12 protein-coding genes, 1 tRNA gene and 5 pseudogenes are annotated in these 16,170 nt (G+C 36.6%); 5 read left to right on the top strand and 13 right to left on the bottom strand.

What is annotated here, in order from left to right; all coding sequences use genetic code 11:
• Window positions 1-499: 499 nt before the first annotated feature.
• From PVV63_RS08115 to PVV63_RS08125, 3 genes are all read right to left on the bottom strand, one after another.
• Complete coding sequence (locus PVV63_RS08115) at window positions 500-1,900, bottom strand: amino acid permease (protein WP_273791432.1); 1,401 nt, start codon at window positions 1,898-1,900, stop codon at window positions 500-502.
• A gap of 771 nt (window positions 1,901-2,671) precedes the next feature.
• On the bottom strand, window positions 2,672-3,238 hold the full coding sequence (locus PVV63_RS08120) for a LysE family translocator (protein ID WP_273791433.1): 567 nt from the start codon (window positions 3,236-3,238) through the stop codon (window positions 2,672-2,674).
• A gap of 61 nt (window positions 3,239-3,299) precedes the next feature.
• Complete coding sequence (locus PVV63_RS08125) at window positions 3,300-3,908, bottom strand: fumarylacetoacetate hydrolase family protein (RefSeq protein ID WP_273791434.1); 609 nt, start codon at window positions 3,906-3,908, stop codon at window positions 3,300-3,302.
• Between the two features lie 599 nt (window positions 3,909-4,507).
• On the opposite strand from PVV63_RS08125, the pseudogene PVV63_RS08130 reads away from it, so the two are divergent.
• Together PVV63_RS08130 and PVV63_RS08135 are read left to right on the top strand one after the other, a co-directional pair.
• Window positions 4,508-4,947, top strand: a pseudogene (locus tag PVV63_RS08130) (DEAD/DEAH box helicase family protein); the annotation flags it as partial.
• Between the two features lie 32 nt (window positions 4,948-4,979).
• Complete coding sequence (locus PVV63_RS08135; protein WP_273791435.1) at window positions 4,980-6,242, top strand: hypothetical protein; 1,263 nt, start codon at window positions 4,980-4,982, stop codon at window positions 6,240-6,242.
• A gap of 233 nt (window positions 6,243-6,475) precedes the next feature.
• Here PVV63_RS08135 and PVV63_RS08140 read toward each other — a convergent pair.
• From PVV63_RS08140 to PVV63_RS08185, 10 genes and pseudogenes are all read right to left on the bottom strand, one after another.
• A pseudogene (locus tag PVV63_RS08140) lies at window positions 6,476-7,151 on the bottom strand (phage antirepressor KilAC domain-containing protein).
• A 577-nt stretch (window positions 7,152-7,728) separates the two neighbouring features.
• A pseudogene (locus PVV63_RS08145) lies at window positions 7,729-8,276 on the bottom strand (hypothetical protein).
• Between the two features lie 41 nt (window positions 8,277-8,317).
• The gene (locus tag PVV63_RS08150) at window positions 8,318-8,638 is read right to left on the bottom strand and encodes a hypothetical protein (RefSeq protein WP_273791436.1); all 321 of its coding nucleotides are present in this window, start codon (window positions 8,636-8,638) and stop codon (window positions 8,318-8,320) included.
• A 166-nt stretch (window positions 8,639-8,804) separates the two neighbouring features.
• A pseudogene (locus PVV63_RS08155) lies at window positions 8,805-9,136 on the bottom strand (type II toxin-antitoxin system PemK/MazF family toxin).
• Window positions 9,136-9,393: an antitoxin gene (locus PVV63_RS08160; RefSeq protein WP_273791437.1), complete on the bottom strand. Its 258-nt coding sequence runs from the start codon at window positions 9,391-9,393 to the stop codon at window positions 9,136-9,138. The pseudogene PVV63_RS08155 and the gene PVV63_RS08160 overlap by 1 nt, the downstream one beginning before the upstream one ends.
• Before the next feature lie 128 nt (window positions 9,394-9,521).
• Window positions 9,522-9,832: pseudogene (locus PVV63_RS08165) on the bottom strand (hypothetical protein); the annotation flags it as partial.
• A gap of 170 nt (window positions 9,833-10,002) precedes the next feature.
• On the bottom strand, window positions 10,003-10,332 hold the full coding sequence (locus tag PVV63_RS08170) for a hypothetical protein (RefSeq protein ID WP_273791438.1): 330 nt from the start codon (window positions 10,330-10,332) through the stop codon (window positions 10,003-10,005).
• A 30-nt stretch (window positions 10,333-10,362) separates the two neighbouring features.
• A complete protein-coding gene (locus PVV63_RS08175) occupies window positions 10,363-10,593 on the bottom strand; it encodes a hypothetical protein (RefSeq protein WP_273791439.1) in 231 nt (76 codons plus the stop codon).
• Window positions 10,590-10,751 carry a hypothetical protein gene (locus tag PVV63_RS10375; RefSeq protein WP_342753378.1) on the bottom strand — a complete coding sequence of 54 codons (162 nt, stop codon included), beginning with the start codon at window positions 10,749-10,751 and terminating at the stop codon, window positions 10,590-10,592. The genes PVV63_RS08175 and PVV63_RS10375 overlap by 4 nt, the downstream gene beginning before the upstream one ends.
• 548 nt (window positions 10,752-11,299) lie before the next feature.
• Window positions 11,300-11,385, bottom strand: a tRNA-Leu gene (locus PVV63_RS08185).
• 146 nt (window positions 11,386-11,531) lie between these two features.
• Here PVV63_RS08185 and ilvA point away from each other — a divergent pair.
• The 3 genes from ilvA (at window position 11,532) to PVV63_RS08200 (ending at window position 15,048) form a co-directional block, all read left to right on the top strand.
• On the top strand, window positions 11,532-12,809 hold the full coding sequence (ilvA, locus tag PVV63_RS08190) for a threonine ammonia-lyase IlvA (protein WP_273791440.1): 1,278 nt from the start codon (window positions 11,532-11,534) through the stop codon (window positions 12,807-12,809).
• A gap of 35 nt (window positions 12,810-12,844) precedes the next feature.
• Window positions 12,845-13,375 carry a hypothetical protein gene (locus PVV63_RS08195; RefSeq protein ID WP_273791454.1) on the top strand — a complete coding sequence of 177 codons (531 nt, stop codon included), beginning with the start codon at window positions 12,845-12,847 and terminating at the stop codon, window positions 13,373-13,375.
• A 290-nt stretch (window positions 13,376-13,665) separates the two neighbouring features.
• On the top strand, window positions 13,666-15,048 hold the full coding sequence (locus PVV63_RS08200) for a DEAD/DEAH box helicase (protein ID WP_273791441.1): 1,383 nt from the start codon (window positions 13,666-13,668) through the stop codon (window positions 15,046-15,048).
• Window positions 15,049-16,170 lie beyond the last annotated feature (1,122 nt).

Genomic DNA, 16,170 nt, shown 5'->3' on the forward strand with positions numbered 1-16,170 from the left:
ATTACAAATAGAAAAATATTTTCATAGAATCTTTTTTTATTGCAGATAGCTATTAAGATATATTCTGTTTAGAGCTATATTTTTAATTTTGATAAAAAATTGAATATAATTTTTTTTTGGGGGGGGAGTTTTAGATAAAATCTCATGTTTTATTAGTAAACAATGTCAGTGAAGTTTATAGAGAATTCTTTACAGAATAGCTCGTTCTTATCCTATTATACAGTAAAATACTGTTGTGTAGAGTAGTGATATAAAGCATATAATATTTTACACATTAAGTATTTTTAGAATGGGTGGTGAGTGTTCAGGGCAGGGCTAGCCCATAGAGCCTTATGTAGGTGAACCATATAAATGATCAGCAGCATTCCCTCTTAATAAGCCGGATTGTTTACAAACCGGTGCTGGTAGGAATCGTCGTTTTTTGATGTTTGGGGAGGAGGTTAAGTAGAAAAAGGGTAATTAAAATTACCCTTTTTTGAGATGTTTTTATGTATAGACTTTATTTGTTACCTTGAGTTATTTTTTTCTTTACAAACATAAAATACATTATACCCAAGAAAACAAACCAGAATATACTATATTTTAAGGCTAGTAGAGTATCAGCTTCTAATGTCAACAAATAGAGCATGAAAACAAAGAAAACTAAAATTATCCCACACATGACAACACCTCCTGGCATTTTATAAATGGATTCAGCGTGTAGATGAGGGCGATTGCGACGATACACAATATAGCTAATCAAAATTACAGACCATACGAATAAAAATGCAATAGCTGAAATGCTTGTCACAATTGTAAAAGCACTTATGAGGCTTGGAGAGAGTGAGGCAATTGTATACCCTATTAAAATACATAAACAGGAAAAGAATAGAGCATTGGCTGGAACATGGTATCTGGAAAGTTTACCTAAAATTGGAGGGGCACCTTTTTGTGTTGCAAGCCCATATATCATACGGCTGGTAGAAAAAATACCACTATTTGCTGAAGAGGCAGCTGAGGTGATAACAACAAAGTTCACCAAGCCAGCAGCTATCGGAATGCCTGCAAGCCAAAACATCGAGACAAAGGGGCTTTTATCTGGAACAATTTGATCCCAAGGTGTGACAGACATAATTACAGCGAGAGAAAAAATGTAAAAGAGTACAATACGGACCGGTATTGCATTAATTGCTTTGGGGAGAACTTTTTTAGGTTCTTTTACTTCAGCAGCGGTTGTTCCAGCAATTTCTATACCAACAAAAGAAAAAATGGCAATTTGAAATCCAGCAAAAAAACCTGTCATTCCTCGCGGAAAGATATTGCCATCGTTCCATACGTGATTGAGAGAAGCAACCGTACCATTGGGAGAGGTAAAGCCCGTAACGATCATATAAAATCCCACAACAATTAATGCTAAAATTGCGACGACTTTGATAAGACCAAACCAGAATTCAAGTTCACCGAATAGTTTCACGGCAAAGAGGTTAAAGATTAAAAAGACACTAATGCAGGTAAAAACGGTAAACCATGGATTGAGTGTTGGCCACCAAAAGTTCATATAAGTGATGATGGCAATAATGTCAGCAGCTCCAGTTACAACCCAGCTCAACCAATAGCTCCAGCCAACAAAGAAAGCTATTCCCGGTCCTAGCATATCGGTTGAAAAATCAATAAGAGATCGGTATTGTGAATTAGAAAGCAACAATTCTCCCATAGCACGCATGACAAAGTATAGAGCAAAACCGATAATAGCATAAACGAGTATGATGGAAGGACCTGCTACACTAATTGTTTTTCCTGCCCCCATGAAGAGACCTGTTCCAATAGCACCACCAATGGCTATAAGTTGTACATGTCGGTTGTGTAGTCCACGCTGCAACTTATTCTGAGAATTATCTTTTAAATTTTGTTTGTAGCTCATTTTTTGGGGGTTCCCTTTAATTATTTTGAGATTAAATTACACTAAAAAAGCATTATTTCGTATCGAAGCATGATATAAATGAGGTGTAAAGGAAAAAAACGTTTTTTATGATTTTGTGTGGATAAAGAAAAGAATATACTTTTGAAAAAAGAGAATGTTGTCCTCTTAAATAACGTAACAGATATTTGAATAGGGAGCTTTTTATTGTTATGAATAACAAATAAATTGTTCATTAAAAGACGTGGGGCTTTTAAAATTATTTCAGAAAGTTGTCAGGAGTTTTTATAATTTTTTGAAACTTATTATTTGTAATCAGTGCATTATTTATTATTATTCATAATGGTGAGAGTTTTACTTTTTGCTCAAATAGCACTCGAGAGTTCTCATCTTAGTTTAAGAAACAATTTTTAATGGAAAATTAAAATGATTTTTAAAATCATTTTTTTGTTTGTATGGTGCTATCATAAATCAAAAAGTTACTTTTGTTTCATAAACGAAAAGAGGAATATCATAGCTTATTTTTTAAAAGTGATGAATAAGGATTTTGTTTAGATATTGGTAACATTTTATAAAATGTTACGAGAAACTCACATTGTTTACACAAACGTCCTTGAGAGTATGATAAAGAAATGCAACGTAATTCAGTTATATAAAGAAAAAAAGAACTGGGGATTGTATAAGCTCTGTTAGAGATTGAGCTATTCATAGTGAGAGACAGAATCAGGAAAAGATTGCTCTATTAACTTTACAATTTGTTATCAAAAGATAAAACTATCCAAAGAAAATGAAAAAAGAAAACAGAGATAAAACTGTTCCTGTCGCAATGTTAATCGAGCCTTTTACCCGCTGCTTTTTTAAGGCGGTACTGGCAAATGATATAAAAATGGTCATTAAAGTAAACCATGCAAAGATGTCGAAAGAATGTATGGTTACAAGTTCAAAGCCTTTTTTTATGCCACCGCCAGAAGCTAAGAATTTTGGAAAAGCTGCTATGTAAAATATAGATACTTTGGGGTTTAGTATTTGTGTCAGAAAACCGTCCATATAGCTGGTTAAAAGCTTTGTTTCACTCGTAGCATGCTTTTCATTCGTTGAACTTCTTTCTTTTGAATTTAAGCTGTGTATTCCAGATTTAATTGATTTAAAGCCCATGTATAATAAATAGCTGCCACCCATGAGTTTTACTAAAAAAACAGCGTTTTGTTGTTGAGAATGAGCGCTGATACACCTAGGTGTGGAAAATGCCCCATGCACATATGTTGCTGTACACAATCCTAAAACGTTTACAAATGCGTTCTTTCTTCCCAATCTCGTTGCCTTATCGATGATAAGGGCCATATTTGGTCCCGGTGAGGTGACTAAAAAAATGAAACAATGAAAAAGGTCAGTATTTGATGATTCATTTTACTTTTAGCTCTGAAATTAATTGATTTTCGAGATACAATTCTATTCTGTCAAACTGAGAAAGTTTTCCTACACCCTGTGGAGTGCCTGTGTATATGAGATCACCACGTTTTAACTGAATGTAGTGACTTAAAAATGAGATTATCTTCTCAAAGCTAAAGATCATATTTTTCGTATTGCCAACTTGTCTTGTTTCGCCATTCAACTTCATTGCAAAGGTTATTGGGTTGTTTATTTTTTCCTTGTTTATGAAGTCAGAGACGTATGCAGCGCCTTTAAATCCTTTCGATAAAAGCCAAGGAAGCTTTTTTTCTTTCAGTTTTGTTTGCAAATCCCGCGCTGTGAGATCAAGACCTATTGCTACGGCATCATAGCATTCTTCTGCTTCTTCCTCCATGATCATGAAAGCGTCCTTTGAGATTTTGAGCACAATTTCGGTTTCAAAATGTATTTCTTTGGAAAAATTAGGGAGATAAATTTCATTGCCTAAAACGAGTGAACTTTTTGGCTTGCTAAAGATAACGGGTTCATCTTCAACAACATTACCTAGTTCATGAACATGTTCAACATAATTGTATCCAACACAGTAGATGTCATTTATCATGGGAGCCCTCCAAATTTTTCATTTTCTCTTTGTATAGGCAAGAGAAAACTTTGCAAACAACATTTTTTCTTATATCGCGTTTTGCGTTTTCTGAAAAAGAAGCATTGTGTGGGTTGATGACTAACCATGATGACAGTTCTTCGCATTGGTTCTCTTTTGAAGAGTGCCCAATCTTATAGTCTTTGAGATTATTTTAATTTTGATTGCCAATTTCCTGAAATGATTTTATTACTTAAAGAGTGATTTTGGTCGTCTACGCAGCGATCAGTAGGGGTTGAAATCCCTAAAGTTCGATCATAAATGAGCCCACTCTGTGGGTGTCTTGGAATTATGGGATATTTTTCTATGTCTAGGTGCGATGAGCACTAAAAGTAAAAAAAAGCTCACTCGAACTCAGTACTTTCAGGCTCTCGGAATACTAATGCGAGGGTGCTCGCACTCAGCGGGGGGAGCTTAAGAGTGAAAAGCAAAAGGCTACATTTTAACGACATTTCTATAGGCAAAAAATTCGCTTTCAAAGAACAATGCTGGGAATGTCGCAAAAGCAATTAGGGCATCAATTAGGGGTAACTTTTCAACAAATCCAAAAGTATGAGAAAGTCTCTAAGGGTTTAAAAGAAGCAGACCGTGGCAAACTTATTGTGGCATGTGGAACGGAGAAGATTTTTACCATCTTTAAGATAGCAGAACAAATAACTAGAACTGGCAAGCGTATTTTGTTTCTCGTGCCTTCCCTAGCTTTGATGTCATAAACAATAAGAGAATGGACACGCTATACAGAAGTGCCGTTTCGTTCCTTTGCGGTGTATTCTGATACATAAGTTGGCAAGCATCGAAAAACAAAGATGCTGTTGTCGAACTTGATGTTTCAGATCTTGCTCTATCAGCTATCAACTGATGTTCAAAAGCTTTGAAAAAAACAAATAAAGTCTTAGCGAATGCAATGACCGTGGTGTTTGCTACTTACCAATTAATCCAAGTGATTGCGGATGCGCAAAAGAAATACGGTTTACCAGAATTTGATCTGATCATTTGTGAAGCAGTACAGGCTAAGGCAATAAGGTAAAACCTTTGGTTGTAGAAGCCAAGGAAGTAGCTGAGACTGCGAAGTCGACAGCGGAAGAAGCGAAGAGTGTTGCGGAGCAAGCAAAGGAAGAAGCTGATACGACGAAGCAAGGGCTTGGAGAGGTCAAGAGTTCATTAGACACGGTGACAGCAACGACAAATTCTGCGAATACAGCCGCCTCTGAGGCAAAAGTGTTAGCAGAAGAAGCAAAGAGTGCATTGACAGAAGTTCAAGAGAAGGCACAGAGGAACAGTGACAGTCTTTCTGAACTTCAAAGTAAGGTAGGTTCTCTTTCCACTAATTTTTTAGAGAATGTGCGTTTTAATCAACCTGACAGAATTCTGGAAGCCGATTCACACAATAGAAAAGGTCTTGTGATCAATGCAGGGGCGTGTTTTCGCTTTTATCGTGGCGGTGAGAATGGGGATAGGTCCATCTTTTACCGCATTCCAGTGCGTGGAAGTGCGTCTTTTGAAGAATATATTGAAGCAGGAAAGGATTATTATATATATATCGTCCTAAAAGATCAGACGAATGAGATATCCTTTGAAATTTCGCAAAATCCGACGGCTCCTGATGGCTATACAGAGGATAATTCTCAAAAGATTGGCGGATTTCATACGCTTTGTGCGGATGTTGGTGAGATTGAAGGTCATCTCTTATCGGGTTATCAAGCAGGGGATATTTTGCCTAATTCTGTTTGGTGTTTAAATCACCGTCCACGTAGTGACCCAGAGGGAATGGTTTACAATCCGTGGCATAATATTTGGGTTGATATTTATCTTCAATCAGGGACAGGTGTAAATGCAAAGTCGGCATATGGTGTTCCGATTACGACCAATCGTAGCTATGCAGATCATGCCTTTGATTTTTGGTCTGTTAATAAGAGATTTTTGACGAGTGATGAGTTCTCGCCAAGTATGTATGGAAGTAATCAAGCAACCAGTATTGTCGGCAATCAAGCGCCTTCTCTTAAGACGTCTGGAGGACACGTTGATACAAACAATAGACGGATGATTTCGCATATCGGTTGTGAGGATGGTTGCGGTTATGTTTGGCAATATTTGTCTGGTTGTTATCCAGTGACTAAATGGCATACAGGGGAGCAAGGAAGCAGTTTACGTGTAGACATAAATATGTTGGGAGGAGGCGATTGGACTGGTGGCTCTAACAATGATCATCTTGTACGGAATTTTGCGCATTCTCGTTATGTCGAAGATGAAAAAATAGGCGCCCGTGGATGTAGCGAGCCACTTTATTATAATTAGCGCGAGATTGATTTTATCCAGCCCCACTTTTGTGGGGCTTTTTTTATGGAGCGTCAGATGAGAAAGATATCGAAAGAAGGATTGGCACTTCATCTTGAAGTTTTAAAATCAAAGCTTTTTCTACTAAACTCATGATGTCAACCAGAGCAGTACAATCTTATCACTCATATTTTCATGTCTAGAAAATTGAGATAATGCCATCCATAAATCGCATAAGAAGTTAGTATTTACCTTCATTGCACACCTCCATGGATTCGTTCTCTCAAACATGCCAATCCTTTAGGTGTGATTTTTGTTGAAGGCAGCACCTTTTCTGTTCCATCCGGTTTTTGAATGGTGATGGCAGAACAGTCTATGAAGCCTTTTTTGATTTTATCCTGATTAAGGTAACAATGGACCACTCGGAGCACGTCGATACACCCAATCATTTTTACGCAAGTAATCTGTTAAATCCTTTGGTCTTATCTCCAACATCTTCGCGGCTTCAATCAAACCAAACAAACCATCAGAGCGTTTTAAGCCTTCTAAAGCTTTTGCTTTTAGTGCTAATTCTGAAATAACATGGTCTTTCTGCTCAATTTGATTTTGTAGATGATTTAAGGCGCCAAGTAATACTTCGGGTTTGGAGTAATCAATTTGTGGAATAGCTACTTGTCTTTCCAACTCTTTCCAACGGTCAATTATCTTTGCTCGTAAGGCAGTGCTGTAACTAGAAACAAGAATTAAGCATTCACGCTTTGGCAGGTTATAACAAGGGCGGCTTTCACCTTTGTTATCAAGGTAGTGCCCACCAAAATCAACCTCCTCAAATTTGAGGGCGTTAAGTTCTTCAAGCGTTTTCTTGATGTCACGCATAATATTGTCATGCCTTTTGCCACATAATTCAGTAATTTTAATAATGGTATTCATAAAGAATTTTTAGATGTTAGACGTTCCTTAATGACATTCTAAAAGAGTGCTGGGCGCTAAAAAACACGGCATCTAGTCCGTCGTTACGCCTTTCCCCGAAGGGTGTTATATGGTATAACCACACCTGACAAAGCTATTAGCATACAATGAGTTAAAGCTTTTGAATTGCGGAAGATTAGTTATTTCGGCAACTAATCCGCTAGTTGTTTTAAGGTGTTTTTGAGGCACATGATTCGAAAATATCTATTACTATAGAATTATTCAGCAACAAAAATTACTTTTTGCTAAGAAAACGTTTCACATACTATACAGTGTACATATTGAAATTGTTATTTATCAATGAGTTAAGTTTACAATGTACAGTCAAATTGAAAATTCTGTCGCTAGCGATAGTTCGCACTAGTCTGCCCGCAACGAAGCCAACCCGCTGGGAAGTACCTTTTACATTGATTTTATTTACTTTTTTATGGAAAAAACAAAGCATAAGTGATAATCTGTTTTTAAAATTGCAATCAAAGTGTGTAATGCATAAACTCATAAGGATATGGAATATATAGATAAAGTTTAAGAACATAATCTAGCTTTTCTTGTTGGCAGCGTATTCTTGACGAGAAAGTTGTCTCTGTATATTGGCAATTAATCTCTCATTGGCTTTTTTACAATAGCACTTGCAATCTCTGGCTTTGACATGACCTCAGAAGTTGAGGGTCCCTCTTGTTTTGCAATGGGGAATTGATCTCCATCCGCTCTTTGAAAAACATTACCATTCAGCTTTTTTAACTCAACACGCTTTGGAAAACTCTCACCTTTGATAAAAGCATGGGGTAAGATTTGTTTTTTTTCAAACAGTTGTGTAAGTCACGCCGCGTTTTGTTTCTCTTGCTTTAAAAAATTTAAGAAGTATCGGTGTTCCAGAACGAATGATATCTGTTTCAAGAAACCTTGCTCTCGCCTTTTCTTTAATATAAACACCTTGCTTAACACGCTTTGATTTGGCTGATGTAGCATCAGAAATCTTCTTTTCTGCAAAGCGTTCGACTTGTTTTGCTGCGGTGTTTAGAGCATGACGCAGAAAGGGGACCAATTAAGGCGAAGGGCTTGAATACTGGTAAAAGTATCCTTCAGCTGTTGAAGATACCATTTTGGTGGATGCTTAACTTCAACTTCTAAGGCTTTTTGGGAGCAGGTGTTGATGATTGAGAGACCTTAGATGCTTTTGGCTGTTTGAATGAAATTTCTTCTTCTGCTGGTTCAGATGATGTTTGTGCTGCTTCTTGTTTTATCTGCTTAATTTGTTCAACTGCCTTGTCAGGTTTTTCTGTTGTTTTGACCTCAACAAAAAGTTTTGCAGCATTGGCGCGCTTGAGACGTGCGTAGACTTGATTGGAAACTTCAACAAATGGATTATTGGGTGTTGATGGTTCAAAGCGAACAGTGCTTTTATTGTCGCCAACAACACACATTGGCTTAGTGATGACAGCTTTCATTATGGCTCTTTTTGAGTCATAATTAATGACATCATTAGTCAATTATTGATTTTTATTCTGTGAAAAATTGATTAGCCGATTGTCAACAGAAAAAATCATGATCTTATGCTTTTTTACTTTTTACCTAAAGTTGGTGTTTTTAAACATAAAAAAGTGTAGAAAAAATTCAAGTAAGAAATGTTGATAACCTTGCTAAGACTTCATCCATAATTATATATGGAATAGTTTCCATTCTTTTTCCATTACGCGCTACTATATCTAAAGCACGCGGTTGGTCGCAGCGTATCACACCTGTTGTATGCAGCTCTGTTCCCACCAATGAAATAGCAAAATCTGCTGTTCTAGCAAAATTTTCTCCACTCGTAATGGGCAAAACAATGGGTGTTTTGTTAAACGATTAAACGCCTCCGGTGATACAATCAGTACAGGACGCGTTCCTTTTTTCTCATAAACAGAAGTTGGGTCAAGCGATACAAACCAAATTTCACCTCGCTTCATTACAAGAGCTCTCTGCCAACAGGTTTAGCATCAAACCACTCTACATCTTTATCCGCAAAATCGTCTGAAGGATTACATTGGGCTAACAATTCTTCAAGAGTGTAATTTTGCGATATCTGTGGTTTCACAACCAATTGTCCATTGTCAATAACCAAACCCACTTGCATATTTTCAGTAAGATGAAGAACATCAATCAATGCAGGCGGTGTAGAGAGTATAACTGATCCTCCAACTTTACGTAATTTTGTTGTGTGCATAAAACGCCCTCTCTAATATTATATAAAAATATAACATAAAGCCCATGATTCAATAACTTTTTATGCTTTTGTGTAAAATGTTTAAGAAGCGCATTTAGAGCAATACGCAATATACTCTGAATAAAGTCAATATTTTTTATCTCTCTGCTTATCTCGTCTATAAGAGGTTCGTAATTGAGAACGCTTTTCGGAATAGTATCACCGTAAACCCATGCTTTTACTTGCGCTTTGGTACTAAAATCCGCATTCTTAGGTGTTTTGTAATACTGACCACCATCAAACTTTTCACACTCTCTTGTGCCGTCTTCATATTCGTAGAGGTTGTAAAAATACTCCTCTGCTCCGTCCCCCCATAGTGCATATCCAGCGCCGTTGCAGCAAATCTCTTTCGCATGGGCTGTTTACGGTTTTTTAAGAATAGATGTTTTAAAATGAACATGCTTTAATCCTAATTTTACAAATTTGTCTATTTGCCTCAAATTTGATCGTACAGAGCGTTTTATATGATAGGTTTTTATCATAAAATCTTTAAATTGCTCTGTACGGTGCCATTTTGTCGATTTAAATGCACATCCAATCACAAAATGATCAGCAATTTTCACTAGTTTACTAACCTGCAATGTTTTTCAATGTTCCCCCAAGACCATTTAAAATCCCTTCAAGCTTTTGCTTTTCAACCAACGTGAGTGGTCTTGAATTCTCTCTCATTGCCTTTTCTTTCAGCCTTTTTTCACGGGTGTTCAAAACAGCCTTGCGTACTAGATTGGCTTTCGTCAAAAGACTATTTTCCAAATCACGACATAATCTTACGAATTCACGAGTGCTTGGAAAAAACGTATCCGATAAACCTTCTAACTCATCGCATAAAGTCCGTTTAACCGTTTTTATCAGTGACCACGCAGAAACACTTTCCAAAACCATTTCATAGGTAAGCGCCATACCTTCATGATCTGCCTGTTGCGAAATTTTTCAGCCACACGAAAGCATCCGAATTGCTTTAGCTATGTCCTTTTTGCTCGCTTTTATTGAAAACAATTCGTGAAGTTGATCACAAGCATCTAAGGCAATCGTTTCCTGCTGTTGTGTCAATGCACGGCCACTCTTCAAAACCAAAGGAAACTCCGGAGCTATCATCTCGTGAATGTGTTTTAAAGTGACCTCGAGACCCGATATCAAGGGTGCTGTCTGAGATGCGTTCACCAACGCTTTTTTGCCTTTGAGAGTGATTTTCCATAGTTTTTTCCTTTCCCTAAATCCTCGATAGCTTTTTGCACCCAATTGCGCCACGTTGCTTTCCAATCCGTTTTGCGTGCATCCTTGCGTGCTCTAGATTTCCAGTAATCTCGAAATTTTGCCATTTCGACTTTCACACGCTTTGGAGGCAAACCCTCTTTGATTGCGAAATCATAAACAGATTCGAAATCATCAGGGATACGACAGCCACGGTCATTTCTAACCCATTTCGCTTTTCTTCATATTATCTTACTCCTGTTAAGAGTGTGAATGTGCTGCTGGTGTTGGAGAAATATTAGGGTTGATTATAAGGCGTTTGTTAGATGCAAATGACCTCGAAGAAGAGCTTAAGCATTACAAATCAGTTACAACAGAAGCTAAGCGAATTTTACCAAGCTCTGTTGTGAAAGCTGCTTAACGTTAAAAACACGACTCATTTCTTCATCCTCAAGGATGAGGAGATCAAGATTAACTGCCTCTCCATCCTAAAAGACAAGGAGGAGGTCAACGTGCTAAAAAGGTACCTCAAAAAGCAGCAATGATTCGTATTTTAGCATCATCGCTGTACCGTCTGATAGCGTTATAATAAAGTTGCGAAAGGTGGTTTAGAAGGTGCTTTAATTTTTGTTGATTTTTAATAAATCATTGGAAAATAAGAGAGATTAAGATACAATGGTGCGGACGGCGGGACTTGAACCCGCAAGGTCTTCGACCGGCAGATTTTAAGTCTGCTATGTTTACCGTTTTCATCACGTCCGCGATGTGAGTTCTCTCATAAGCTATATCTTTTATTGAATCAAGAATTAATGACAAAAGAAACATTTTTCATTTTTTAGTGAAATTTTGACTGACAATAGTTTCCTTTATCGATAGAAAAAGCTTTTATAATGTAAATAAAGCGTGAAATGATTAGTGTTATGAGTCAATTTATTCAAGACGTCACAAAAGCTATGGTGGGATTGCATCACGTGTTTGCTGAAACACCACTTCAAAGAAATGATTTTCTTAGTCAAAAGTATGATGCAGAAATTTATTTAAAGCGTGAAGATTTAACACCGGTGCGGTCTTATAAGATTCGTGGTGCTTTCAATTTTGTTTCAGAAATGCTTAGCTGTATATCACCAGATTCTGCATTTGTTTGCGCTTCAGCGGGGAATCACGCGCAAGGGGTTTCTTTTGTTTGTCGTTATTTTAAACGTAAAGGCGTGATTTTCATGCCCATGACAACGCCACAACAAAAAATTGAAAAAACACGTATTTTTGGCAAAGAATTCATTGATATTCGTTTGATTGGTGAAACATTTGATCAATGTTATGAAGCTGCGCAATCCTTTGTCGTGGAGAGCGGTGGTGTAATGGCTCCACCTTTCGATGATATTCGCATTATTACAGGGCAGGCAACAGTGCTTTGTGAAGCTGCTTTACAATGGAAAAAACTCAATGGAGAAAGTGAGCCAGATTTGATGATTGTGCCGGTAGGGGGTGGTGGTTTGGCAAGTGGAGTGAGTAAGTTTTTACATGAATATGGTTGGAAAACAAAGATTCGTTTTGTTGAGCCGCAAAGAGCTGCAAGTTTGCTTGCTTGTTTGGAGAGTGGAAAACGCGTTAAGCTTGAAAGCATTGACACTTTTGTAGATGGTGCTGCTGTGGCTGAAATTGGTGCACTAAACTATACAATTCTAAAGAAATTTCCCGCTGATTCTGTCATTACGGTTCCTGAAAACCGCGTTTGTTCTACGATGGTTGAAATGCTTAATGTGGAAGGTGTGGTTCTTGAACCGGCTGGTGCTTTATCGATTGATGCGCTTAACAGTATTCCTCCTCAAGAGTTAAAGGGGAAAAAAATTCTTCTCGTTATTTCAGGAGGTAATTTTGATTTTGAGCGTTTGCCAGAAATTAAAGAGCGTTCTTTACGTTTCCAAGGGTTGAGAAAATATTTTATTTTTAGTTTTCCGCAACATCCTGGTGCATTGCGTCATTTTCTTTCCACATTATCACCAGATGATGATATTGTGCGTTTTGAATATCTTAAAAAATCAGCGAGAAACTTTGGTTCTGTATTGGTTGCGATTGAAACAAAAAAATACGGTAATTTTTGTCTTCTAGAGGAAAAATTTCAAACGTTAGGTTGGCGTTATCGTGATATTACTGATGATCAAACGTTATTTGATTTTGTTATTTGAGAAACTGAAATTTTACTAAAACAAGAAGTATAATGATGAAACCTATTTTTTATTCGGTGCTGAGTCTATTTTTCTTTTTGATTGTTAATCAACAGAGTTTAGCATCTCAGCCAATAATAGTACAAAAAGATGAACTTTCAAGAGTTGTTGTTGATGTCAATAATGCTATAAAAAATGGGGATTTTATGCCTATTTCTCGTTATATGCCTGAGCGGCTTTATAAAGAGATGGCACATCGATTGAATACAACAGAGAGTGCTTTACGTAGTGATTTTCTTCAACAGTTGCATAGGAAATTTGAGGGTTTGCCTTCTGGTGCTTATTATTTAGATAAAGAAAATATAGAGTATTTACAAACTGATAATGGTACTTTGTATGCTTTAATTCCAACAGTTCTTGATATGAAGGATCGCATCATTCAATATAAAACTTTGGCGATTTTTGATAAAAACCAATGGTATTTAATTTATGGCGGTCAAAAAACTTTACAAAATCCAGTTTTTCTCGAGATTTATCCTGATTTTATCAAGGTACATTTACCGATAGACACAGTCATCAAAAAGTAAACGATCTAAATATTGTTTTTATTCATGATAAATGTATTTCGTAAAGTTCTTGCTTTTTTATCATAATCCAAAGATAATAGAGATGAAGGCATTTAGGCTGGTTTGTTGGCTTTTTGTAAAGTGAAGTTTATACGCCTTTATCTTGATTTCAAGGTGTTCATAAGTTGCGCAAGCCGCTTTTTAGGCGTTGCTTCATTTAAAATGTCAGGGATTTCTCTTGCGCGGATTCTTGAGTGAAGAGTTCAGATGGTTACTTCTTTTGAGTTCTTCAGCTAAGGAAAGATTTTATTTTGCCTATAAAAGAAGAAAATGTTTTTACAAAGTTAGGTTTACCTACTCTTTTGATTAAAAATTTACTCATTGCTGGGATGAGTAAACCTAAACCTATACAAGAACAAGCTATTCCAGTGATGTTGAAAGGACACGATATTTTAGGTGTTGCTCAGACAGGCTCTGGAAAAACCTTGGCATTTGGTTTACCTATTTTAAGTCAGATTTTGGCTTTGGGTGATAAACGCTGTCCTAAAACTGCACGCGCTTTGATTTTAGCTCCAACGCGTGAACTTGCTGTTCAGATTGATGAAACGATCCGTACTGTGGCGAAAGGAGCACATCTTTCAACATGTCTTATTTTTGGGGGCGTATCACGTTTAAAACAAATTAAACGTATGGAAGCAGGTGTGGATGTTTTGATAGCGACTCCAGGGCGTTTGAGAGATCTTGTTCGTGAAAAGTGTGTTGATCTTTCCCAATCTCGTTTTTTGATTTTGGATGAAGCAGATCGTATGTTGGATATGGGGTTTATTCATGATGTTAAGCAAATTGCAAAGCTTTTGCATCAAGAGCGTCAGACAGCACTCTTTTCTGCAACAATGCCGAGGGAAATTGCTGTGCTTGCAAAATGTTTACTCAATGATCCGGTTAAAATTGAAGTTGTTCCTCAAGGTACTACGGCTGTAGAGATTTGCCAAAAATTATATTGTGTTCCTACGAATGAAAAAAAGAATGTTTTAAGTAAACTTTTGACAAATCCAGCTTTTGATTCGGTTATTGTTTTTACTCGAACTAAACATGGGGCAGATGCTGTCACACGTAGTTTAGAAAAGATAGGATATTTAGTCGCAACAATTCATGGAAATAAATCACAAGGTGCTCGCCAGTCTGCTTTAAAAGCTTTTCGTGAAAGATCTGTGCAGATCCTAGTGGCAACAGATATTGCTGCACGCGGTATTGATATACCAGGGATAAGTCACGTTATTAATTACGACTTACCAGATGAAGCTGAAAGTTATGTACATCGTATTGGTCGTACAGGACGTAATGGCGCATCTGGTGTAGCACTTACGCTTTTTGATGAGAAGATAGAAAGGTCCCGCTTGCGTGCTATAGAGCGCTTGATTCGTATGAAATTGGTGGCTGAGGCTGTTCCAGAACAATTTGCAGCGTTTCCAGAAAAGCCAATTGTGCGAGAAAGTAAAGAAAACGAAAACGATAAGGAACGCCGTTTTAAAAAATCTAAACGTCAAAAACAGTTTTTAGGTCGAAAAGATGATACCGCACAGTTACAGCGGAAGAATTCTTCACCTCAAAATGAGAGGCATAAAAAAGCAAAAGCGGTGGCAAAGCGTGCAAAGACTTTTCGTTTTCGGAAATCAGTTAAGAAGGCTGCTTAGATAAAGTCTTGAAAAAAGATCATGTACAGGAGATTTTTTACTTTTGTTGATTTATTCTCAATTGAAAAGAGCTATAAAATACTCTTGTCAAAGTAAGAAGACCCTTTAGAGGTTTTCATTTTTTAGAAATAAAAACCTCTAACTGTTTGTATTTATTTGAAAATCTTTAAAAAATCATTATTGTAGAGGCAATTATTTATTTGCTTTATTCCCATTTTTTAAAATGGGAATAAAAGTAGATTTTATTTATATAAAATTATTTTTATATAGGATGTGTTTTATCTTTAATGATGACTTTTAATTTTAAAAATTGATGTCTAATAATAACTCACTGTTTTATATATTGAATAGTTCATTATATCGTAAAATTTTTTTCATTTTGAAGCTATTTATGCGGTTCAATCAAAAGTATTCACTTGCACGTTATATGTGAAATTATTGTATAAATGGACATTTGAGAAATAAATAAAATGTTCTTATAAACTCTTTCAAAGGCAAGGGGGGGTTGCTAAGATTGAGAGTTGGAAAATAGTATGATGGTATGGCTTTTATTATAAATAAAGATGGGGCTGATCAATCGATTTCATTTTTACCATTTACGGGAGTCACTGTGAAAGAGGCTTGGGGGATTTAAGAGATATCTCTTTAAAAAAGCGTGTGACTGCATAATACAATAGCGAGAATGTCATGATTTCTGAAGGCTTTCTCAGGATTCTCAACAATTTAGCTCGTTATCTTTGTTTTTACTGTAAAACACTATTAGTTTGGGAGGATATAAAGTCTACAAAACTTTATGCATTAAATTTTTTATGACAGTGTGATGAATATCCAAGGTAAGGTTGTTTGTAAAGCGTTGAAGTGGTTAGCAGGAGGAACAACCTGTTAGATAAGACGTCGGAGTGTTTACAGACTTGTTTTATGTTTTTTGCTTTTAGGATGGGGAGGAGGTTATGTGGGGTGTATGGAGATAATATATGACCTTGATTGTTGTTTCTTTCATTTTTCAAAATGATTGCTTCATGAGCAGGCTTTTAAGTTTAATTCCTTTATTGAGTACAAATCATTCTTTCTTTGGAAAAAAATATATGAGACCGATTCATTGCTGATGGAGCTTAATAATTC

The organism is Bartonella sp. CM31XJBT, assembly GCF_028618555.1.
In the GTDB taxonomy this organism is placed as follows: Bacteria; Pseudomonadota; Alphaproteobacteria; order Rhizobiales; family Rhizobiaceae; genus Bartonella.

Excerpts from the sequence above, each read along its gene's own strand:
- PVV63_RS08115 (WP_273791432.1), bottom strand. The coding sequence starts at position 1,900 with ATGAGCTACAAACAAAATTTAAAAGATAATTCTCAGAATAAGTTGCAG.
- PVV63_RS08120 (WP_273791433.1), bottom strand. The coding sequence starts at position 3,238 with ATGGCCCTTATCATCGATAAGGCAACGAGATTGGGAAGAAAGAACGCA.
- PVV63_RS08125 (WP_273791434.1), bottom strand. The coding sequence starts at position 3,908 with ATGATAAATGACATCTACTGTGTTGGATACAATTATGTTGAACATGTT.
- PVV63_RS08150 (WP_273791436.1), bottom strand. The coding sequence starts at position 8,638 with ATGAAAGCTGTCATCACTAAGCCAATGTGTGTTGTTGGCGACAATAAA.
- PVV63_RS08160 (WP_273791437.1), bottom strand. The coding sequence starts at position 9,393 with ATGCACACAACAAAATTACGTAAAGTTGGAGGATCAGTTATACTCTCT.
- PVV63_RS08170 (WP_273791438.1), bottom strand. The coding sequence starts at position 10,332 with ATGGCGCTTACCTATGAAATGGTTTTGGAAAGTGTTTCTGCGTGGTCA.
- PVV63_RS10375 (WP_342753378.1), bottom strand. The coding sequence starts at position 10,751 with ATGGCAAAATTTCGAGATTACTGGAAATCTAGAGCACGCAAGGATGCA.
- ilvA (WP_273791440.1), top strand. The coding sequence starts at position 11,532 with ATGATTAGTGTTATGAGTCAATTTATTCAAGACGTCACAAAAGCTATG.
- PVV63_RS08195 (WP_273791454.1), top strand. The coding sequence starts at position 12,845 with ATGAAACCTATTTTTTATTCGGTGCTGAGTCTATTTTTCTTTTTGATT.